This is a genomic window from Paenibacillus sp. FSL E2-0190 (assembly GCF_037992965.1).
GTDB lineage: Bacteria > Bacillota > Bacilli > Paenibacillales > Paenibacillaceae > Paenibacillus_AQ > Paenibacillus_AQ odorifer.
In genome coordinates this window covers 5,164,907-5,183,673 of sequence record NZ_CP150306.1, presented here as the reverse complement: position 1 = coordinate 5,183,673, position 18,767 = coordinate 5,164,907, and the positions used below count along the sequence as shown (strand labels likewise).

Here is an 18,767-nt window from a genome sequence, read left to right as displayed (position 1 = left end):
TTACAAAGGTTTCGGACGGTATAGCTCTTATTGCTATAAAAATGTCCAGAATTACTGTGCAAATGAGTCAATAGCTGCATCTGAGTCCGATAGTCGAGCAAAATGCCCCGAATCATCGAAATAAGGTCTCCTCGGTCCGATACGAATGAGCAGGGAGCAAATAGTACCGAGCGATCTAAACGATCCCATCGATCCCATCGATCCCATCGATCCCATCATATCCAAGGAGAAGCAAGCCAAACGATCCCCGCAATGGAGAATCCCCTCGTCACCGCTCCTACACCTCTTTTTGGGGTAAACGAATCTGCACAGTGGTGCCTATTCCTAGTCTGCTAAACACTTTAACGCCGTAGTGCTCACCAAATTTCAGTTTGATGCGGCGATCAACGTTAGTGATTCCGTACCCTCGTCCAGGCTTATCCTCAAGCAAAGAGCTGAGGGTCTCGCGGCTCATCCCCATGCCATCATCGATTACTGACAAAATAATATCGTTCGCTTCCATGACACCTTTGATATGAATATTTAGCGGACTTTCTTGGCTCCACACGGCATGAAGCACTGCATTCTCCACAAAAGGCTGTAAGGCAAGTTTGACTGTAGAGTAGGGCAGAATCGCTTCATCTACTGTGTAGGTAATGTTCAGTTGTCCTTTAAAGCGGATTAGCTGAATGGCGTTGTAGCTCTGGGTCAGCTTTAATTCCTCGTGGATGGTCAATATACTTTTCCCTTTATTCAGGGAGATTCGATAAAACTTGGCTAGATGAAGCACCAAATCTTGTATACGCGTATCTTGATGTTTTAGGGCAAGCGACGAGATGGAGCCCAGTGTGTTATACAGAAAATGAGGGTTGATCTGCGCTTGCAGCAGGTCAAGCTCGGCTTCCTTGCTCTGCAGCTCCTTCTGATACACCTCGGTAATGAGACTTTTGAGCCGGGTGGTCATTTGCTTAAAGGCAAAATGCAGCTGGCCAATCTCATCATTTCCCAAATGTTCTTCTGTACTATGATTGAAATCCCCCCGTTCAAGGCGGCGGATCATCCGGATTAAAGTACGGATACGCTTGCTGAATAGCGACGCCGTAATGTAAATCAGCAGGAGGGCCACGCCAATAAAGCCCAGTGAGATTTTGATAATCAGATCTGAGAGTGATTTAGCATCCTGAATAATGCTGTCATAAGGGAAGATGGACACGGTTTTCCATCCATTTTTGAGCGTGTTATAGACGGCGAAAGCCTTTACCCCTTTGTAAGTTGTGTCAAATCTGCCCGATGGCGATTCATCGAATTTCTGATCAAGCAATTCCGGCAGGCTCGTATTTAATAAGTGCTTGTCTGCTGCTGAGAGAATAAGCCCTTTGTCATTAATAATAAAAATATCTTTCCCGCCCGCTTCTTCCTCCATTAAAGAATAGATTACCGATTCGGAGATTCTGAAGACTAGAATACCGTAGGGATATTGATTGCGGTTATTGTTCAAAAATCTTGCTAAGGTAAACATGGCCGGACTATCTTCGGTTTGCGGTGAGGACAGATGAATGATATTCCCGTGTGACTGCTGAAGCTGCTTGAACAGCTCGGTCTTTTTAACCTCAGCTGTTACCGGCTTGATATAATAATCATCTTTGGGAAGTGATTCATTGTCCGAATAAATGAAAACGCTATCAAAATCAGGATAGGCAGTCATTATCGTGTCCATGCGGTTGCCTATATATTGATAGACATCCAGATAAGAAGGATCATCCTGGTATTCACTCGTGAGGTAGCTGGCAAGTCTGTTATCCAGGTAGATGGAAGCTGAAATATGTTCATAGCTGTCCAGCTTGTTTTCCAAATTTTTATTAATCTGAGCTGTTGAATTCATCATATTGCTGTAAATCTGATCCGTTAATTTTGATTTTGTTAATTCGTAGGAAAGGTAGGCGAAAAGCATCATCGGAACAATGGTCACTAGCACAAATACGCTGAACAGCTTGGAACGAAAGCTCAAATCAATAAAAGGCATATAAATATATTTCCTATATATATGGCGCATAGAAGAAGTCCCTTCTTTACTGTAAATTCGCTGTTTGCCATGTTCATCATAGCAGACTAAATATCGAAATCCAATGCTCGAATCTGCCGAAACTCCTTTAAAAAGCGCTATCATTCGGAGGATTGAAGTATAGAAAGCCACCTGTTGCGGACTTAAGATGAATAGGAGAGAAGTTGAATCGAGATGTGGCTCGACATGCTGCACTAAATAAAAAGGGAGGGTATTTGATGCATAAAGCAAGCGCTATCAAAACAGTCAGAGGCAATAATCTGTGGTACAGATTAAAAGAGCAGAAATGGTTATTTTTGCTGATGCTGCCTGCCTTAATTGCGACATTGCTATTTTCTTATGGTCCTATGTTTGGGATGTATATGGCGTTTACGAATTATCAGCCGGGCGGAGGAACGTTTTTTCAACAATTTTTCCATGCAGAGTTTGTAGGCTTCAAGTGGTTTGAGTATTTCTTTACTACCGGAGATTTCTACCGTGTAATGCGTAATACGCTCGCTACAAGCTTGCTGACCTTGTTATTCGGATTTCCAGCGCCGATCATCCTCGCACTTGTACTGAATGAAGCTAGGCAGGGATTTTTCAAAAGATTTGTACAGACGGTTTCTTATCTGCCGCATTTTATCTCATGGGTTATCGCTGCAAACATCGTGATTACGCTGCTGGCTTCCGATGGGATGTTTAACAATTTACTGGTGACGTTGGGCATTGTTCAGGAACCGGTTGCTTTTCTACAAAATGGACCACTATTCTGGTGGATTATCGCTTTGTCTAACATGTGGAAGGAAATGGGCTTCAGCGCCATTATGTATCTTGCTGCAATTTCCGCTATTAATCCAGAGCTATACGAAGCAGCAAGAGTGGATGGAGCCAGTCGCTTCCGGCAAATGTGGCATATTACGTTGCCAGCCTTGCGTCCAACCATTGTTATTTTAGGGATTCTAGCCGTCGGAGGCATTTTGAATGCGGGCTTTGAACAACAATACCTGCTGCAAAATAATACCGTGCTTGAGTATTCAGAGGTTATCGATATTTATGCATATAAATACGGGCTACAAAACAGCATGTTCTCCTACGGGGCGGCCGTTGGGGTATTTAAATCCGTGATTGCCTTCATACTTGTTGTAATTGTGAATCGTATTTCTAGAAAAGTGAACGACCAAGCGTTGTTCTAAACCCGAAAAAGAGAGGAGCGCTTGTGATGATTTCGAATAGATACGGGGATCATATTTTTAAATTTATAGTTTATTTCATTCTTATACTTGTGTTGCTAGTTACCTTTCTGCCTTTTTGGAATATTCTCGTTCTTTCATTAAATGCTGCTGAGGATACCGTACGTGGTGGCGTCTATTTATGGCCCAGAGTCCTCACCTTTGATAGCTACAGTCAAATCTTAAAAGATAGCGAGATTTTGAATGGCTTATGGGTTACTGTCAAACGTACCGTAATTGGAGCGCCGCTATCTGTCCTTGTCATTACGATGCTTGCTTATCCGCTAAGCCGCCGGAATTTGATGGGACGTAAAGGATGGAATCTATATTTTGTCTTCACGATGTATTTTGGAGGCGGACTGATTCCTTATTACATGGTGCTTAAAGCGCTGAATATGATTGACACGTTTTCCGTATTTATTTTGCCAGGGTTGATGAATGTCTTCTATATGATTATTGTCCGTACCTTTATGGAGGGGCTGCCTGGTGAGATCGAGGAGTCGGCGAAGGTAGACGGGGCGAATGACCTGACGATTTTCTTCCGGATTGTTCTACCTTTGACCACACCCGTGCTTGCGACTGTAGGACTTTTTCAGGCAATCTCACATTGGAATTCGTGGTTTGACTCCTATGCGTTTACCTATAGTTCTGACTTAAAGACCTTACAAGCCGTACTCGTAAAAATATTAAGCCAATTCCAAACCGGAGGCATGGTATCGCAATCGCAAATGCTAGCTAACTCGGCTAAGCGGAATGCGGTTTCAAGTGATACTATCCGGATGGCAGCGACGATGGTGGCAACATTGCCTATCGTACTGGTATACCCATTCCTGCAAAAGTACTTTGTTAAGGGTATGACTTTGGGAGCGGTTAAGAGTTAATATGATTAAATAAATGGCGGCCCTGAAGGGGGGTGAGCGGACAGACTTGCTTGGTTGCTTGATAGACTTATGAAGTAACTTACTTAATGGGAGGAATTAGGGTGTCTATGATAAAGAAAAACAAATGGTTGAACGTGAGTATTACTGCCGCATTAGCCGTTGGTGTATTAGCGGGTTGTGCTTCAAATGATGGAAAAAACAATACAAACCAAACGGCCGGAGACGATAAAAAACAAGAGCCGATTACATTGACCTGGTTTGATTCAAATACCAAGGGTGAGCCTTTCACTGATGCTATTGCGCAAGAAATCACCAAAAAAACGGGCATTTCGATCTCAATACAGCAGCCAACGGGTAATCCTACGGAAAAGCTGAGCTTGATGCTAGCCAGCGGTGACTATCCAGATGTAGTTGTAATGAGCCGGGGTGATGCTTCTCTCGATAAATACATTACAAGTGGCGCATTTATAGCGCTCGATGAGTTAATTGAGAAAAGTGGACCAGACATTAAAGAAATGTACGGCGACACATTGATCAAAACACGTTATAAAGATGGAAAAAACTATTACCTAGCTAACTGGTATGGCCTGGATAGTGATCCTGTCTTCGGTATGCTGATGAGAAAAAATCTGGTTGCTGACCTGGCTCCAGATAAGGCAGATGGCTCCACCCCACTCACAACGGATGAGTTTGAAGCACTTTTAAAGAATTTTAAAGAGAAAAACAAGACAATTGATGGAAAAGAAACTGTTCCAATGACGATGAACGGTGAAAATATGGGCGCCAACCTGGGTACATTTAAAGGGATGTGGGGTCTGAGAACCTACTACGATAATAATGGAACATTACAATATGATGTTAAGGATCCAAAGTATCGCGAGATGCTGCTCTATGTGAACAGTCTGTATAGAGAAGGTCTAATCGAAAAAGAATTTGCCATCAGCAAAACACAAACCTGGATTCAAAAGCTGGCTACCGGCGCAGTGTTCTCCACACCAGGCGCATACTGGGACCCAGGTAACGCAAATGGTACTCTGAAGAAGGATGGCGGAGATGATAATCAGTTCTTCCCGTACAAGGTTGTAGCACCAGGCACAGAGACCTCCCAAACAACATTCGGACCAAGAAGCTCACTTGGATGGGATGCTATTGCCATTACGAAAAATAACAAACACCCTGAAGAAACTATTAAGCTGTTCAACTACCTAGCGAGTGACGAAGGACAACATTTGCTGCTATGGGGTAAGGAAGGCGAGCAGTACACCATGGTGGATGGAAAGAGACAACCAGACCCTGCATTCCTGCAAAGCTTCAAGGATAACTGGGACGATGCTGTGAAGAAGAGCGGTGTCCGTAAATGGTTGTGGTTTGTTAAAAATGGTCTGGATGCCAATGAACAGCCATACGATATGGCCGTTAAATACCAACGTAGTGAAATTGACGAAATGGCCATTAAGAGCCTTGGAGATTCCGTATGGGATACAGCAGAATTTGATAACTTAGGTCCTGACGGCGGAACGCCTGAAGCGCTGACCGCGCAAAAAGTAAAAGATATTATGGATCAAAGCATTACGAGAGTAATCATCGCTCCTTCTGAAGCCGAAGCCAATTCTACATTCGACAAGATGCTTGCGGATATGAAAAAAGCTGGGGATGAAAAAGTAGAAGAAATCTTCAATCAGAAGTATAGCGAACGTATGGAATTGTGGAACTCAAAATAATATATTTATCTATGTAAAAGCTTCCTCTCTGCATTTCAGCAGAGGGAAGCTTTTTTTGTTGTATAAAAAAACTAAACCAGCCGATTAACATGTGCATTCCTGCGGAAATCAAGCGGGGCTTGATGATAGAATTTTTTGAATTGATGATAGAAATGACTGACATTCTCGAAGCCGGATTCCAAAGCGATATCGACCACACGCAGCTCGGTAGTGAGCAGTAGGTTGCGGGCTACATTGAGCTTTAGCTGGTTGATATATTCCGTAGGTGTCTGGTTCAAGTATTGCCGGAAGGCGCGGTTCACATGACCGGCGCTTCTCCCTGACAGCTCGTACAAGGCATGAAGTCCACGGTGCAAATTATCCTTTAAATGCATTTTGGTTATGGCATGCTCTAGCCAGAGCGGGAATTCTGGTTGAGCGACTGTCTCTGCGGAGAAAAAATGCTGGGTGAGTGTATCGACGAGCAGGCCTTTTAGAAAAATCCGGGACTTAACCTTGTCTAGGGTTGATAGGATGCGAATGCGTTCCATAGAACGGATGAAACTAGCCATTTCCAGCTGAGATAACATGGCGATTCGGGGGAGAGGCGTGTTGAGCAATCCGTGCAAAAACTCCTCTTCATTCAGATAAGTTAAAGCATCTTCAATGAGGCTTTTGCGGCAGGGAATGTTCAGGAAACGGCAATCGCTATCACCATCTGCTTCATATCTGTGGGTATCACTGGGCCGAATAAAGACAAGGCAGCCCGTCTGAAGCAGCTGCGCTGTCCCGTTAACAATATGCTGACATCTGCCTTCTGTGAGAATGAAAAATTCATAGAAATCATGCGTATGCTCTGGAGATACCTGACTTAAGGACTCCACCCAGAAAGGGTCTGCTAGTAGTTCAGGATTCATATGGCTTGCCTCGGTGTATTTGAGCATGTTCGTCCTCCAGGGTATTAGTGATGTTAAAATAGCACATGATTCTCGAGAACACAACACAAGAAATATAAAGATATTATTGATAGACTTGATCTATAAGAAGGCAAAATAGCACATTTTGGAGGCGGAGAAAATGCATCTTGTAGATCTAAATGGAAAATGGAAAATGAGACGTCTGCATGAGCCGAGCTGGCTGGAGGCTAGTGTGCCAGGTTCTGTCTATCACGATTTATTGAATGCCGGAGAAATGCCGGATCCGTTCTATCGTGAGCAGGAATATGAGGTTCTGGAATTATCCAATGACGATTACGAATATCAGCGTTGCTTTCAAGTGGAAGCTGAAGTGTTACAGCATGACTGCGTATTTCTGCTGTGTGAGGGGCTGGATACGTTATGCGAGCTTTTTGTGAATGGAACTAACATTCTGAACAGTGATAATATGCACCGGACGTATGAAGTGGACATTAAGTCAGTGTTGAAGCAAGGCGATAACACCATTCACGCGATTTTTCGTTCCCCAGTGGAATTTGCTCTGCGGAAGCAAGCGGAGCTGCCGCTTAGCAGTTGTGCTGATGCAGTGGAGGGAATATCCCATCTGCGCAAAGCACATTCCATGTTCGGCTGGGACTGGGGTCCGAAGCTGCCCGATCTTGGAATCTGGAGAAGTCTCTCCATTCAGGGGTATGACAGTGCCCGTGTTGACGATGTTTATATTACACAATTTCACGAGCCGGATAAGGTTACTCTGGATGTTCGGGTAAGAACAGAGAGCTGGCAGGAGGTTGAACGGGAAATCGTAGTCAGTGTTCACACTCCAGCAGGTGTGGCCGTTGAACGTCGTGTGTTCGAAACTGCCGGAGAAGATCATCATATTACACTGGAAATTATCGAGCCAGAGCTGTGGTGGCCGAATAATCTGGGTGCACAACCCCTGTATAACGTCGAGGTTGTGCTGTTACAGAAGGGACAGGAGCTGGATCGTCGAGAACTGCGGATTGGATTAAGAACGATTTCTGTGAAGCAGGAAGAAGACCAGTGGGGACAATCATTCGCTTTTGAAGTCAACGGCGTGCTTATCTTTTCTACAGGTGCTGATTATATTCTGGAAGATAATCTTCTGCCTCGCGTGACTAAGGAGCGCACGGATCGCCTGCTCCAAAGCTGCGTGGCTGCTAACTTTAATACCATTCGCGTATGGGGTGGCGGTTATTATCCTGACGATTATTTTTATGATCTATGCGATGAATATGGGCTTATCGTCTGGCAGGATCATCTGTATGCCTGCGGGATCTATGCACTGACAGAATCTTTTGAGAACAATATCACACATGAGACGATCGACAATATGAAGCGCCTGCGCCATCACGCATCGTTAGGCTTGTGGTGCGGTAACAACGAACAGGAGATGGCTTGGGTCGATTGGGATTGGGAGAATCATTATTCGCTCCAGCTAAAGGCCGACTATATCAAGCAATATGAAGTGCTTCTGCCGGCTATCGCTAAGGAAGTTGATCCCAATACCTTTTACTGGCGTGCCTCTCCTTCCTCTAAAGGAAGCTTTGATAAGCCGAATGACGAGAACTATGGAGACATGCATTACTGGGGAGTTTGGCATGGTAAGGAGCCTTTTACAGATTACCGGAAGCTCTATCCGCGTTATATGTCTGAGTTTGGCCTGCAATCCTTCCCAAGCTTGAAGACGATTGAATCCTTTACGCTGCCGGAGGATCGCAATATTTTCTCCTATGTCATGGAGTCCCACCAAAAGAACAATACCGGAAATGAGAAAATTCTCTATTATATCGGCGAGACCTACAAATATCCGAAGGATTTTGAATCTATTCTCTATGCGTCCCAGCTTATCCAAGCCGAAGGCATGCGCTGTGGCGTAGAGCATTGGCGTAGACATAGAGGGCGCTGCATGGGCGCATTGTATTGGCAGTTGAACGATTGTTGGCCGGTTGCCTCTTGGTCTAGCATCGATTATTATGGCCGGTGGAAAGCAATGCATTATACGGCTAGACGTTTTTTTGCTCCAGTTCTTGCTTCTGCACATGACGAAGGAACCGTAGTTTGCCTGCATGTCTCTAATGAGAGCCGAGAGAAAGTGAGCGGTGAATTAAGATGGAGACTGCTTACTCCGACATCAGAGGTTCTAATGGAAGGTGCGAAGTCGGTGAAGATTGAGGCTTTAAGCAGTGCCGAGTTCGATCGGCTTGATTTTGGTCATGTCTTGGATACAAAAGAGAAGAAACGTGAAGCCTATCTGGAATATGTATTTGAGGTAGAGGGGGAGACGATAAGCGGGGGAACCGTCTTGTTCGTTAAGCCGAAACACTTCAGCTTTGTTGATCCTGAGCTTGAAGCCGTAGTCACAGAGGAAGCAGAACAATTCGTTATTACTGTGAAGTCAAAAGCATATGCCCGTTTCGTTGGACTTGATTTCAAGGAAAGAGATGCGATCTTCAGTGATAACTATTTCGACCTGTCAGCTGGCATTTCAAGAATCGTTACAGTTGCCAAAAAAGATCTCGACAAACCAGCTACGGCTGAGGAACTGCGTGCCCAGCTTACTGTACGTTCCGTCTTTGATATTTAAGCAAAAGGTTATTTTCCTACTATATCCTAGGCTACCAATCTCCAAATGACAGTTTGATGATATATATTCTAGTGGTTTAGATCCTGTGTATAGATAGATCAATATTTTACTATAATAGGTATAGATATTAAGATTGTATACCCTTCCATTTCACTCTAAAATAGACTTCGAAGAAGCATTAACTACAAACAATAAACGTTCTATTGAGCTACCTTAAGGAGAGTGCAAACATATTATGGGTATTTATTATGACGACAACCGCAAGGTGTTTCATTTACAGTCAGAGAAATCCAGCTATATTATTGAAATGATCAAAGGTGTTATTCCAGCGCATGTCTACTGGGGCCCAAAATTGGCAGGGAGAGAATTTCAACACCCGTTGAATTTGGTGGAACGTTGCTCTTTTAGTCCAACTTATTTGCAGGAGGATAAAAATATCTCCCTCGACACCTTGCCAAGCGAATTCCCTTCCTATGGAAACGGGGATTTCCGCGAACCGGCACTGGAGGTTCACCTAGTAGATGGCACGACCGTAACGGATTTCCGTTATAAGAGCTACACCATTAATAAAGGAAAACCTGCACTCAAAGGTCTGCCTGCTACTTATGTTGAAAGTGATGAAGAAGCAGAGACCTTGGAAATTATACTGCAAGATGATAAAACAGGATTGATCGCTGCCTTGAGCTATACCGTATTTAACGATCAGGATGTTATAACACGTTCCGTGCGGATTGAGAATCTGGGTAAGGACAATCTGGTTTTGAAAAGAGTATTAAGCGCGAATGTTGACTTCCATGATTCTGACTATGACATGCTGCAATTATCCGGTACTTGGACTAGAGAACGCCATATTCACAAAAGACCACTCGTTCCTGGCATCCAACGGATTGACAGCAAACGCGGCTCCAGTAGCCATCAGCAGAATCCTTTTATGGCCTTGCTTGCAAAAGATGCGACAGAGGACCATGGCGAAGTTTATGGATTCAGCCTTGTGTATAGCGGGAGTTTCCTCGCCCAAGCAGAAGTGGATCAATACGGAATTTCCAGAGTAGGGATCGGTATTCAACCTTTCAATTTTCAGTGGTTGCTTGAACCGGGCGAATCCTTTCAGGCACCTGAAGCAGTATTAGTAAGATCCAGTGAAGGGCTTGGCGGTTTATCGAGAACCTATCACCGTCTGTATCGGACCCGGTTATGCAGAGGTGAATTCCGCGATAGCAAGCGTCCTATTCTGATCAACAACTGGGAAGCGACTTATTTTAATTTTAATGCGGATAAAATCAAAGAAATTGCTAAAGCAGGAAAAGAGCTAGGCCTGGAGCTGTTCGTGCTGGATGACGGCTGGTTCGGCAAACGTGATAACGACGACAGCTCCCTGGGAGATTGGGTAGAGGATCGTCGCAAGCTGCCTGAAGGTCTTGGAAAGCTAGGCGAAGATATCACGGCAATGGGCATGGAATTCGGATTATGGTTCGAGCCAGAAATGGTATCGCCTGAAAGTGATCTTTACCGTGAACATCCAGACTGGTGTCTCCATGTACCTGGGCATAAAAGTTCATTAGCCCGCCAGCAGCTAGTGCTGGATTTATCCCGTAAGGATGTATGTGATTATATCGTCGAGTCAGTTAGCTCGGTATTATCATCCGCTCCGATTACTTATGTGAAATGGGATATGAACCGGAATATGACGGAGATTGGATCAGCGCTTCTTCCAGCCGAACGTCAACGTGAAACGGCACACCGTTATATCCTTGGACTTTATGATGTGCTGGAACGTATCGTTTCCCGTTTCCCTCATATTTTGTTCGAAAGCTGCTCCGGCGGGGGCGGACGATTTGACCCGGGAATGCTGTATTATATGCCACAGACCTGGACTAGCGATGATACGGATGCAGTGGAAAGATTGAAGATCCAATACGGAACAAGTATGGTGTATCCTGCGAGTTCAATGGGTGCCCATGTGTCGGCTGTTCCTAACCATCAGGTACATCGTATTACACCTTTGGAGACACGTGGTCATGTCGCGATGTCGGGTAATTTCGGCTACGAGCTGGATTTGACCAAGCTTACTGAAGCTGAGCGCGAGGATATCCGCAAGCAGGTTTCGGAGTACAAGGAACTGAGAATGCTGATTCAGTACGGTGATTTCTATCGACTGCTTAGTCCTTTTGAAGGAAACGAGACGGCATGGATGTTTGTTTCCGCTGATAAAAAAGAAGCCTTCGCCACCTACTTCCAAGTTTTGGCCGGGCCTAATCCACCGTTGCGCAGATTGCGTCTGAAAGGACTCGACCCTGCGAAATCGTATAAGCTTGAGCTTAACGGCGGAGTATACAGAGGGGATGAGCTGATGCACTTCGGACTCACGCTTCCACAGCTTGAGGGCGATTTCAGAAGCCTACTTTTCGTGCTTAGAGAAGTTTAATCAAAAAAGGAGGGTGCCCCAAAAGCCATTGGCTGCTGAGCACCTTCCTTTTTTTTCTCCTTTTTTGAGTTCTTTTGTGACTAGCTGCGCGCCCGAAGCTGTTATTGGATGGGGTGTTTAGCAGAATGTTGCCTAGCCTTAGCCGGGGATAGCGGGCTCGAATAAGGGTGTTTAGCAAGATGCTTTGCTAGCCAGGTGCTGCCGTACGCGAATTAGTGCACCTTGTAAGTAGCTTGACGCCACTGAAATTGAGTGTTTATAACTCGAAGTCGGCGGGCTCAAATTGGTGCACCATGTAAGTTGCTTCCCCAGCCAACACGGTGCTATCGGACTCAAATGCCGCTAATCGCTCGCTTTTCACACATTTGGAGTTTTATCGGACCGCATAGTCGCTATTGACTCTAAAAGTACCAAATATGCACCTCTTTCGAAGGAATAGCTGCACTGGAGTCCGAAACTGTGCTCAAAAGGCGGAAAATTGGCAAATAGCGTCATCTGAGTCCGAAAGCGCGGTAGAGGGGGGTGACTCGGTGCTTTCGTATGCGAATTAAGGTGTTTAGCAGGATGTTTACCTAGGCGGGGGCTGCCGTACGCGAATTAGGGTGTTTAGCAAGTTGCTTCCTTAGCCGTGGGCCGCTGGACGCCAATTAGTACGACATGCAAGTTGCTTACCCAACCAACACGGTGCTATAGGACTCAAATGCCGCTAACCGCAGTCTTTTCACACATTTGGAGTTTTATCGGACCGCATAGTCGCTATTGGCTCGAAAAGTACCTAATATGCACCTCTTTCGAAGGAATAGCTGCACTGGAATCCGAAACAGTACTCAAAAGACGAAAAATTGGCAAATAGCGTCATCTGAGTCCGAAAGCGGTGGGGGATGGTTGTGACTCGGTGCTTTCGGACGCGAATTAGGGTGTTTAGCAAAATGCTTTGCTAGCCGGGGACTGCTGGACGCGAATTAGTACGACATGCAAGTTGCTTACCCGTCCAACACGGTGCTATCGGACTAAAATGCCGCTAATCGCAGTCTTTTCACACATTTAGAGTTTTATCGGACCGCATAGTCGCTATTGACTCTAAAAGTACCAAATATGCACCTCTTTCGGAGGAATAGCTGCACTGGAGTCCGAAACTGTGCTCAAAAGGCGGAAAATTGGCAAATAGCGTCATCTGTGTCCGAAAGCGGCGGGGGATGGTTATCACTCGGTGCTGCTGTACGCGAATTAGGGTGTTTAGCAAGTTGCTTCCTTAGCCGTGGACCGCTGGACGCCGATTAGTGCGCCTTGCAAGTTGCTCACCCATCCAACACAGTGCTATCGGACTCAAATGCCGCTAACCGCAGTCTTTTCACACATTTGGAGTTTTATCGGACCGCATAGTCGCTATTAGTTCGAAAAGTCCAAAATAAGCATCTCTTTCGAAGGAATAGCTGCACTGGAGTCCGAAACTGTGCTCAAAAGGCGGAAAATTGACAAATAGCGTCATTGGGATCCGAAAGCGGCGGTAGAGGGGGTGACTCGGTGCTTTCGTATGCGAATTAGGGTGTTTAGCAGGATGTTTACCTAGGCGGGGGCTGCCGTACGCGAGTTGGTACGCCTTGCAATTGTGAGTTGGCACCACCAGATCTGAATGGTTACTACTTGCATCCACCGGCCCCGAATTAGCACGCCACGCCTGCCACGCCTGCCACGCCTGCCACTCAGCTCTATCGAAGCCGAATAGATATGCCTAGCAACATCAATTTTCAAAAAACACATGTTTGGACAGGAACTCTAGGTCCTGCTCGCGGTAAGTGGAGGGGCTAACTCCAAAGTAGGAACGAAAAACTTTGCCGAAATAGCTGGCATTGTCAAACCCAGTGTCCACAGCGATCTGGTAGATCGTCTGATCTGTTGTTTTCAGCATAGATGCTGCCAGCTCGATCCGTCTCCTTCTTAAATACTCAAAGGGCGAGAGATTGATGTTTTTTTGAAATAGCCTGCAAAGATGATGTTTGGAAATTCCAACATGAGCGGCGACATCGTCTAAGCTAAGGTTATTATTGTGCAGATCATTTTTCATGAATTGTATAGCGGCATGGAGTTTGTCATTTTTTATATAGGTGGTTAACAAACTCGGTTTCTTGAGGTATTTCTCCATGGATAATATCCACTGAAAGGCTTTTCCCGTTAGAAAATGCAAATCTCTTTCTTCATCAACCTGGATGTCCTTGAACATACTCCACAATAAATCCATCGGAACCGATTCCTGAGGGAGTTCTATAATAGGACCGCCATGTGCGATCAGCTGGTTCCAGAGTGAAATAGCTAGAGGTCCTCGTACATTCAGCCAAATGAATTCCCAAGGCTCTGTACCTTCCTCCGGATAATAATATCTGTGTATACTGGGGACAGTCACTAGGAAAGCTTTGCCCTTCGTTAATGGGTGAACAACCCCGTCTATTTCAATTCTACCCTCTCCAGATAAGGTGTACTGAAAAATAACACAACTTCTCTCCGTCCGGTTCTGGCCGTTGAATGAATATGCCGGAGTCTCGGCTTGTTCCCAGCCAATAGAATCAAACAGAAGCATAGAAGCTTGTTCTTCCGAGCGAATGGTGTAGGAGGAGCGCAACATTAGCAGGTTTCCTTTCCGTGGTTCGTTACTTCATTCAAAGTGTAAACTTTTTTGTTGATCTGTTCAATTTTTGTTTCATTTAATCTGCTGTCTTCGATATTGATAAGGCGTAATGCCATACTGATCTTTGAACAGCTTAATGAAATATTGTGGCTTTTTGTAGCCGACTAGATGTGAAATATCGAGCACATGTAAGTTGGAATCGATTAATAACTTGGAGGCCTTTTCCAAGCGTTTAGAAGAAATGTAGCTCGATAAATTTTCACCCGTCTCCTGCTTATAAAATTTGGACAGGTAAACAGGATGTAGGTGAACAATTTTCCCTAAGTCCTCCAGGCTCAAGCAATCACTAATATGATTGGAGATATAGGCTTGAATGGTATGAACAATGTTTTGATTGGAAAATTTAGCGCTTCTATCTAATTGGGTGAGACTCTGCAAGATGGATTGAAGAGCCGTATCTGGTTCTGATAATTGATTGAAAATCCAGTCTGCGACCTCACCTGATTGGATTTTATCGGTTGTGGAATACAGCAAATTAATGAATTCGAGCAGGTAGAGGAGCTTTTGTTTTTTGACAGTGAGCTTGGCAAAGTTTTTTAAAATGTTTTTTCTGGTTTGTTCCCATTCTCCAAGCTCTAATTTAGGGAGAGCACTATAGGCACTCAGCATAGTAAAGTCACTGGCCCCAATATTTTCATTAAAAAAGAAATGATAAAAAATATGCCGAACAGCATGCTTTTGAGAAAATTCAAACGGCTCGGAAAAAGAAATGGAATCGACGCTGCTTGCCACAGTTTCGGTATTGGATTCTGGAATAATTCCAGTAATGGCTGATGGAGTGATCCAAATAAAGTCCCGTCCACCATTATGATCTTTTAACATCATTTCATCTTTCCCTCTAGCCCCTGAGACGTGAAAAAAGCAAAAGTGCTCATTCCGTAAAGCAGTATCGAGTGTGCTGTGATCATAACGTAGTGGGGAAGGTCCGCTAATAACAGAAAGCAAGTAACCTAGCCCATCTATGTTTTTCTCTGCCACTGGGGTTTTTGGGGGTTTCTCAGCGATACTCTTAATAACTTGACTCATGGCTTTTTCCATATCCTCTTTATCAACCGGCTTGAGTAAATAATCGAGTGCACCCAAACGAATGGCTTGTTGTGCATAATCAAATTGAGAATAACCGGAAAGGAAAATTACCTTGGTATTGAGCTTTTTCTCATGAACATGATGCAGTAAATCAATGCCGGATACCTCGGGCATACGAATATCTGTAATAAGGATATCTATATGATTCTGATTCAATAGCTCCTTGGCTTCAATCGAATTTGTTGTCGTCTCAATATGCTCAATTCCAAATTTGCTCCAATCCAGCAGGTGTTTTAAATATTCAACGATGTAATGTCCGTCATCAACTATCAATAATCGCATATTGTCCTCCTTCATCCAGCGAGAAATCTATGAATGCCAGCACGGATAAACCACCCCAGTCATTGATGAAGAACCGCAGTCCGCTTAATTCACCATACGCATTTTTGAGGCGATGATGAATGTTCCAAAGACCAATTCCTCTTGATCCTTCAGGTGGGGATTCATTCTCAAGTCTGGCCATTAGCTGGTGTATTTCCTCAGCAGTAAGCCCCTTACCGTCATCGGCAACAATAATTAATGCTCCAGTATCAAGTTCTTTTACATCTATAGTAACGCGATGAGCCCCTTGCTGTTCTTCAATCCCATGCTGGATTGCGTTCTCGACCATAGGCTGGATAATCAGTGGCATAATCAGATGCTCTCCCAGTTCAGGAGGCAGGTTGATTTCATAATTTATTTTTTTGGAAAGTGACATGATGGATAAAAAATGATCGGCAAGCTGCAATTCAGAAGCCAACGTAACATTATCTGAATTCATTTTTGTTAAATAACGATAGTACTCTGCTAAATGCTTGCTCATCTGCATTACGGCTTCCGGTGAAGTTTTTGCCACTGCCATAATAAAAAACAGATTATTGTAAAGAAAATGTGGATTGATCTGAGCCTGTAGCTGTTTCACTTCGGCGTTTCTGCGCAGCTCGGTTTCTATTTTTAATGAAGCGAATAAAGCCTGTATTTTGGCGACCATGTGGTTAAAGCTTTTAAATAGACTATAAAATTGATTGTCCGGGTTCTCACTAATTCTGGTGCTGTAATTCCCTTGTTCCACTTGGTAGAATTTCTTGTCGAGCAAATATACATTACGATAATAGTTTCGATAGAACATAAAAATCACGATAAGACCAATGATCAAGATCATTAAGATGCTGACAAAAAACACCTGTTTATTCCGGTTAAGCGGATTCAAAAAATCACTCATTCGCGTATAGGTAACAAGATACGTATCAATCGGCTCAATATACTTTGATAAAACATAATAATCGTCATCGTTGATATGATAGTCAAACTTTAAAATTTCATGTGCATTGGGTGTTATCGTCTCCTTGGCTTTTTCCTCGATTCGAATATCCACCGCTTTATTGCTAATCATTAAACTCTTGTTCACAAGTAAAAAGGCATTGGAGCTCTCGCCGCCACTCACTGCTTTTTCTAAAAGACTTGTTAAATACTCCTTTTTCAGCTTAACGCCCACGATGTACTGAATATTGGCAGGATTTTTAGGTTCATGAATATAAGGATAGATTGAAAAATAATACAAATTGTTATTAACAATCTGCCAGCCTCGCTGCTTGACTTTCTGAAAGGGCTGTTTGGCAAGCGAATCATGACCCGTAAAAATAAAAGTGCCGTCCGATTTCCAGTAGATACCGATAGATTCAATCGCCTGACTGGAGAGAAGTGGTGCTGATATGCGGTCATAGATATCGTTTTTTTTCATCTGGGCATCGTAATTGTTCATCTCTTGTATTTTGCTTTGATAGAAACGTACGGAGGTGTCGGCTGTATATTGGATGCCATACAAACTTGCCTCAGAGATGATGCCATCCAGAATGCTTTCCGTATAGGCTAGCTGATTTTTGGAGGAGTTAACCAAGCTCTCTTGAATGGTTTTGGAACCTAGGGAGTTCATTACGAAAAACAAACTTAAGGTAAGTAAAAGGAAAAAAACGAAAAAATATATGAATCGTTTCATATTTACTTTTTTAATCATAAGCATTACTCCTGTCGCTAGGACTCGTGTGAATTCATCATAAGCCATATATTCCAAAAGAAAAAGAGAAGAGCTCTCGCAAAATGAAAGCGTTTATAAAGATGTTTAGCGAGTGGTTATGATATTTAATTTGAGACATTTTCGAATGAAAGCGCTTTTGTTAACATTAAACCAGAAAGAAATTAGCAGCCAAGAATGTAAAAGGGGGTAAGCACAATAGCACAGATAATGAATACCCAGCTCAAATGGAGTGAGAAAGCCAACGTTAAAAAAAGCAGAAAGAATCCTTGGAAAAAGGAAATCAAAAAAAATTGGCCATTGTATGTTTTATGTATCCCAGCTTTGGTATTCGTTCTAATTTTTGCCTACGGTCCTATGGTCGGATTAGTGATGGCCTTTCAGGATTACAAGCCCTGGCTTGGAATTACAGGTTCAACTTGGATTGGTTGGGATAACTTCGCAAGAATCTTCCAATATAAAGAGGCAACACAATCCATTATCAACACCCTCATTATTGCTGTAATCAAAATTATAGTCGGAATTATTGTTCCTATCTTTATGGCGATTCTGCTAAGCGAGATTAGAAACATGGGGATTAAAAAGAGTATTCAAACCTTGGTCTATTTACCGCATTTCCTCTCTTGGGTAACCGTTGCCGGAATCATGATTGATATCTTAGGTCTGGATGGGGGCATAAATCATTTTCTTACGAATTTCCTCGGACTGAAACCGATTTTCTTTCTGGGCGATCCTACGCTGTTCAGACCGACGATCATCATCAGTGATTTATGGAAAAACTTCGGATTTGGCATGATTGTCTACTTAGCGGTGATTACAGGGATCGATCCTTCTTATTATGAGGCAGCTGAGATCGACGGCGCGTCACGCCGCCAACAAATAAGACATGTTACCTTACCGAGTATGATGCCGATGATCATCGTAATTGCAACGTTAAGCCTTGGAAATATCCTGGATGCAGGATTTGACCAAATCTTTAACTTATATAATCCACTCGTCTATAGTACGGGGGATATCATCGATACTTATGTTTACCGGTCATCCTTATTAAATGGCCAATACGGTTTTGGTACCGCTGTTGGATTGTTTAAATCCGGCATCAGCTTCATATTAATCGTAATTTCCTATCGAATTGCTTACAAGGTAGCTAACTATAAAATATTTTAAGCCGAAGTTGTTAAGCTTA

Annotated in this window: 11 protein-coding genes; 6 read left to right on the top strand and 5 right to left on the bottom strand. The window is 43.7% G+C overall.

What is annotated here, in order from left to right; all coding sequences use genetic code 11:
- Positions 1 to 277: 277 nt before the first annotated feature.
- Positions 278 to 2,002, bottom strand: coding sequence for a sensor histidine kinase (locus NST25_RS22930; RefSeq protein WP_340392547.1), 1,725 nt, complete (start codon positions 2,000 to 2,002; stop codon positions 278 to 280).
- Positions 2,003 to 2,259: 257 nt separating this feature from the next.
- Here NST25_RS22930 and NST25_RS22925 point away from each other — a divergent pair, with 257 nt between their 5' ends.
- The 3 genes from NST25_RS22925 to NST25_RS22915 all read left to right on the top strand — a co-directional run bounded on the left by NST25_RS22925 (position 2,260) and on the right by NST25_RS22915 (position 5,854).
- Positions 2,260 to 3,216 (top strand): ABC transporter permease subunit, encoded by a 957-nt coding sequence (locus NST25_RS22925; RefSeq protein ID WP_051491272.1) that lies wholly within the window; start codon positions 2,260 to 2,262, stop codon positions 3,214 to 3,216.
- A 26-nt stretch (positions 3,217 to 3,242) separates the two neighbouring features.
- On the top strand, positions 3,243 to 4,133 hold the full coding sequence (locus NST25_RS22920; protein ID WP_036683186.1) for a carbohydrate ABC transporter permease: 891 nt from the start codon (positions 3,243 to 3,245) through the stop codon (positions 4,131 to 4,133).
- 107 nt (positions 4,134 to 4,240) lie between these two features.
- On the top strand, positions 4,241 to 5,854 hold the full coding sequence (locus NST25_RS22915) for an extracellular solute-binding protein (protein ID WP_038574721.1): 1,614 nt from the start codon (positions 4,241 to 4,243) through the stop codon (positions 5,852 to 5,854).
- Positions 5,855 to 5,925: 71 nt separating this feature from the next.
- Here NST25_RS22915 and NST25_RS22910 read toward each other — a convergent pair whose 3' ends face one another.
- Positions 5,926 to 6,777: a helix-turn-helix domain-containing protein gene (locus NST25_RS22910; RefSeq protein WP_076128941.1), complete on the bottom strand. Its 852-nt coding sequence runs from the start codon at positions 6,775 to 6,777 to the stop codon at positions 5,926 to 5,928.
- A 133-nt stretch (positions 6,778 to 6,910) separates the two neighbouring features.
- Here NST25_RS22910 and NST25_RS22905 point away from each other — a divergent pair, with 133 nt between their 5' ends.
- Both NST25_RS22905 and NST25_RS22900 read left to right on the top strand, forming a co-directional pair.
- Positions 6,911 to 9,376, top strand: coding sequence for a glycoside hydrolase family 2 protein (locus NST25_RS22905; RefSeq protein ID WP_340392546.1), 2,466 nt, complete (start codon positions 6,911 to 6,913; stop codon positions 9,374 to 9,376).
- A gap of 235 nt (positions 9,377 to 9,611) precedes the next feature.
- The gene (locus NST25_RS22900) at positions 9,612 to 11,801 is read left to right on the top strand and encodes an alpha-galactosidase (protein WP_076304597.1); all 2,190 of its coding nucleotides are present in this window, start codon (positions 9,612 to 9,614) and stop codon (positions 11,799 to 11,801) included.
- A 1,741-nt stretch (positions 11,802 to 13,542) separates the two neighbouring features.
- Here the strand turns inward: NST25_RS22900 and NST25_RS22895 are convergent.
- The 3 genes from NST25_RS22895 to NST25_RS22885 all read right to left on the bottom strand — a co-directional run bounded on the left by NST25_RS22895 (position 13,543) and on the right by NST25_RS22885 (position 17,563).
- Complete coding sequence (locus tag NST25_RS22895; RefSeq protein WP_076130289.1) at positions 13,543 to 14,421, bottom strand: AraC family transcriptional regulator; 879 nt, start codon at positions 14,419 to 14,421, stop codon at positions 13,543 to 13,545.
- Positions 14,422 to 14,496: 75 nt separating this feature from the next.
- Positions 14,497 to 15,852, bottom strand: coding sequence for a response regulator (locus tag NST25_RS22890; protein ID WP_076308185.1), 1,356 nt, complete (start codon positions 15,850 to 15,852; stop codon positions 14,497 to 14,499).
- Positions 15,833 to 17,563 carry a histidine kinase gene (locus NST25_RS22885; RefSeq protein ID WP_076308184.1) on the bottom strand — a complete coding sequence of 577 codons (1,731 nt, stop codon included), beginning with the start codon at positions 17,561 to 17,563 and terminating at the stop codon, positions 15,833 to 15,835. The genes NST25_RS22890 and NST25_RS22885 overlap by 20 nt, the downstream gene beginning before the upstream one ends.
- Positions 17,564 to 17,791: 228 nt before the next feature.
- Between NST25_RS22885 and NST25_RS22880 the strand changes: the two genes are divergently transcribed.
- Entirely contained in the window at positions 17,792 to 18,748 is a 957-nt protein-coding gene (locus NST25_RS22880) for an ABC transporter permease subunit (RefSeq protein ID WP_081382600.1), read from the top strand.
- Positions 18,749 to 18,767: the final 19 nt, after the last annotated feature.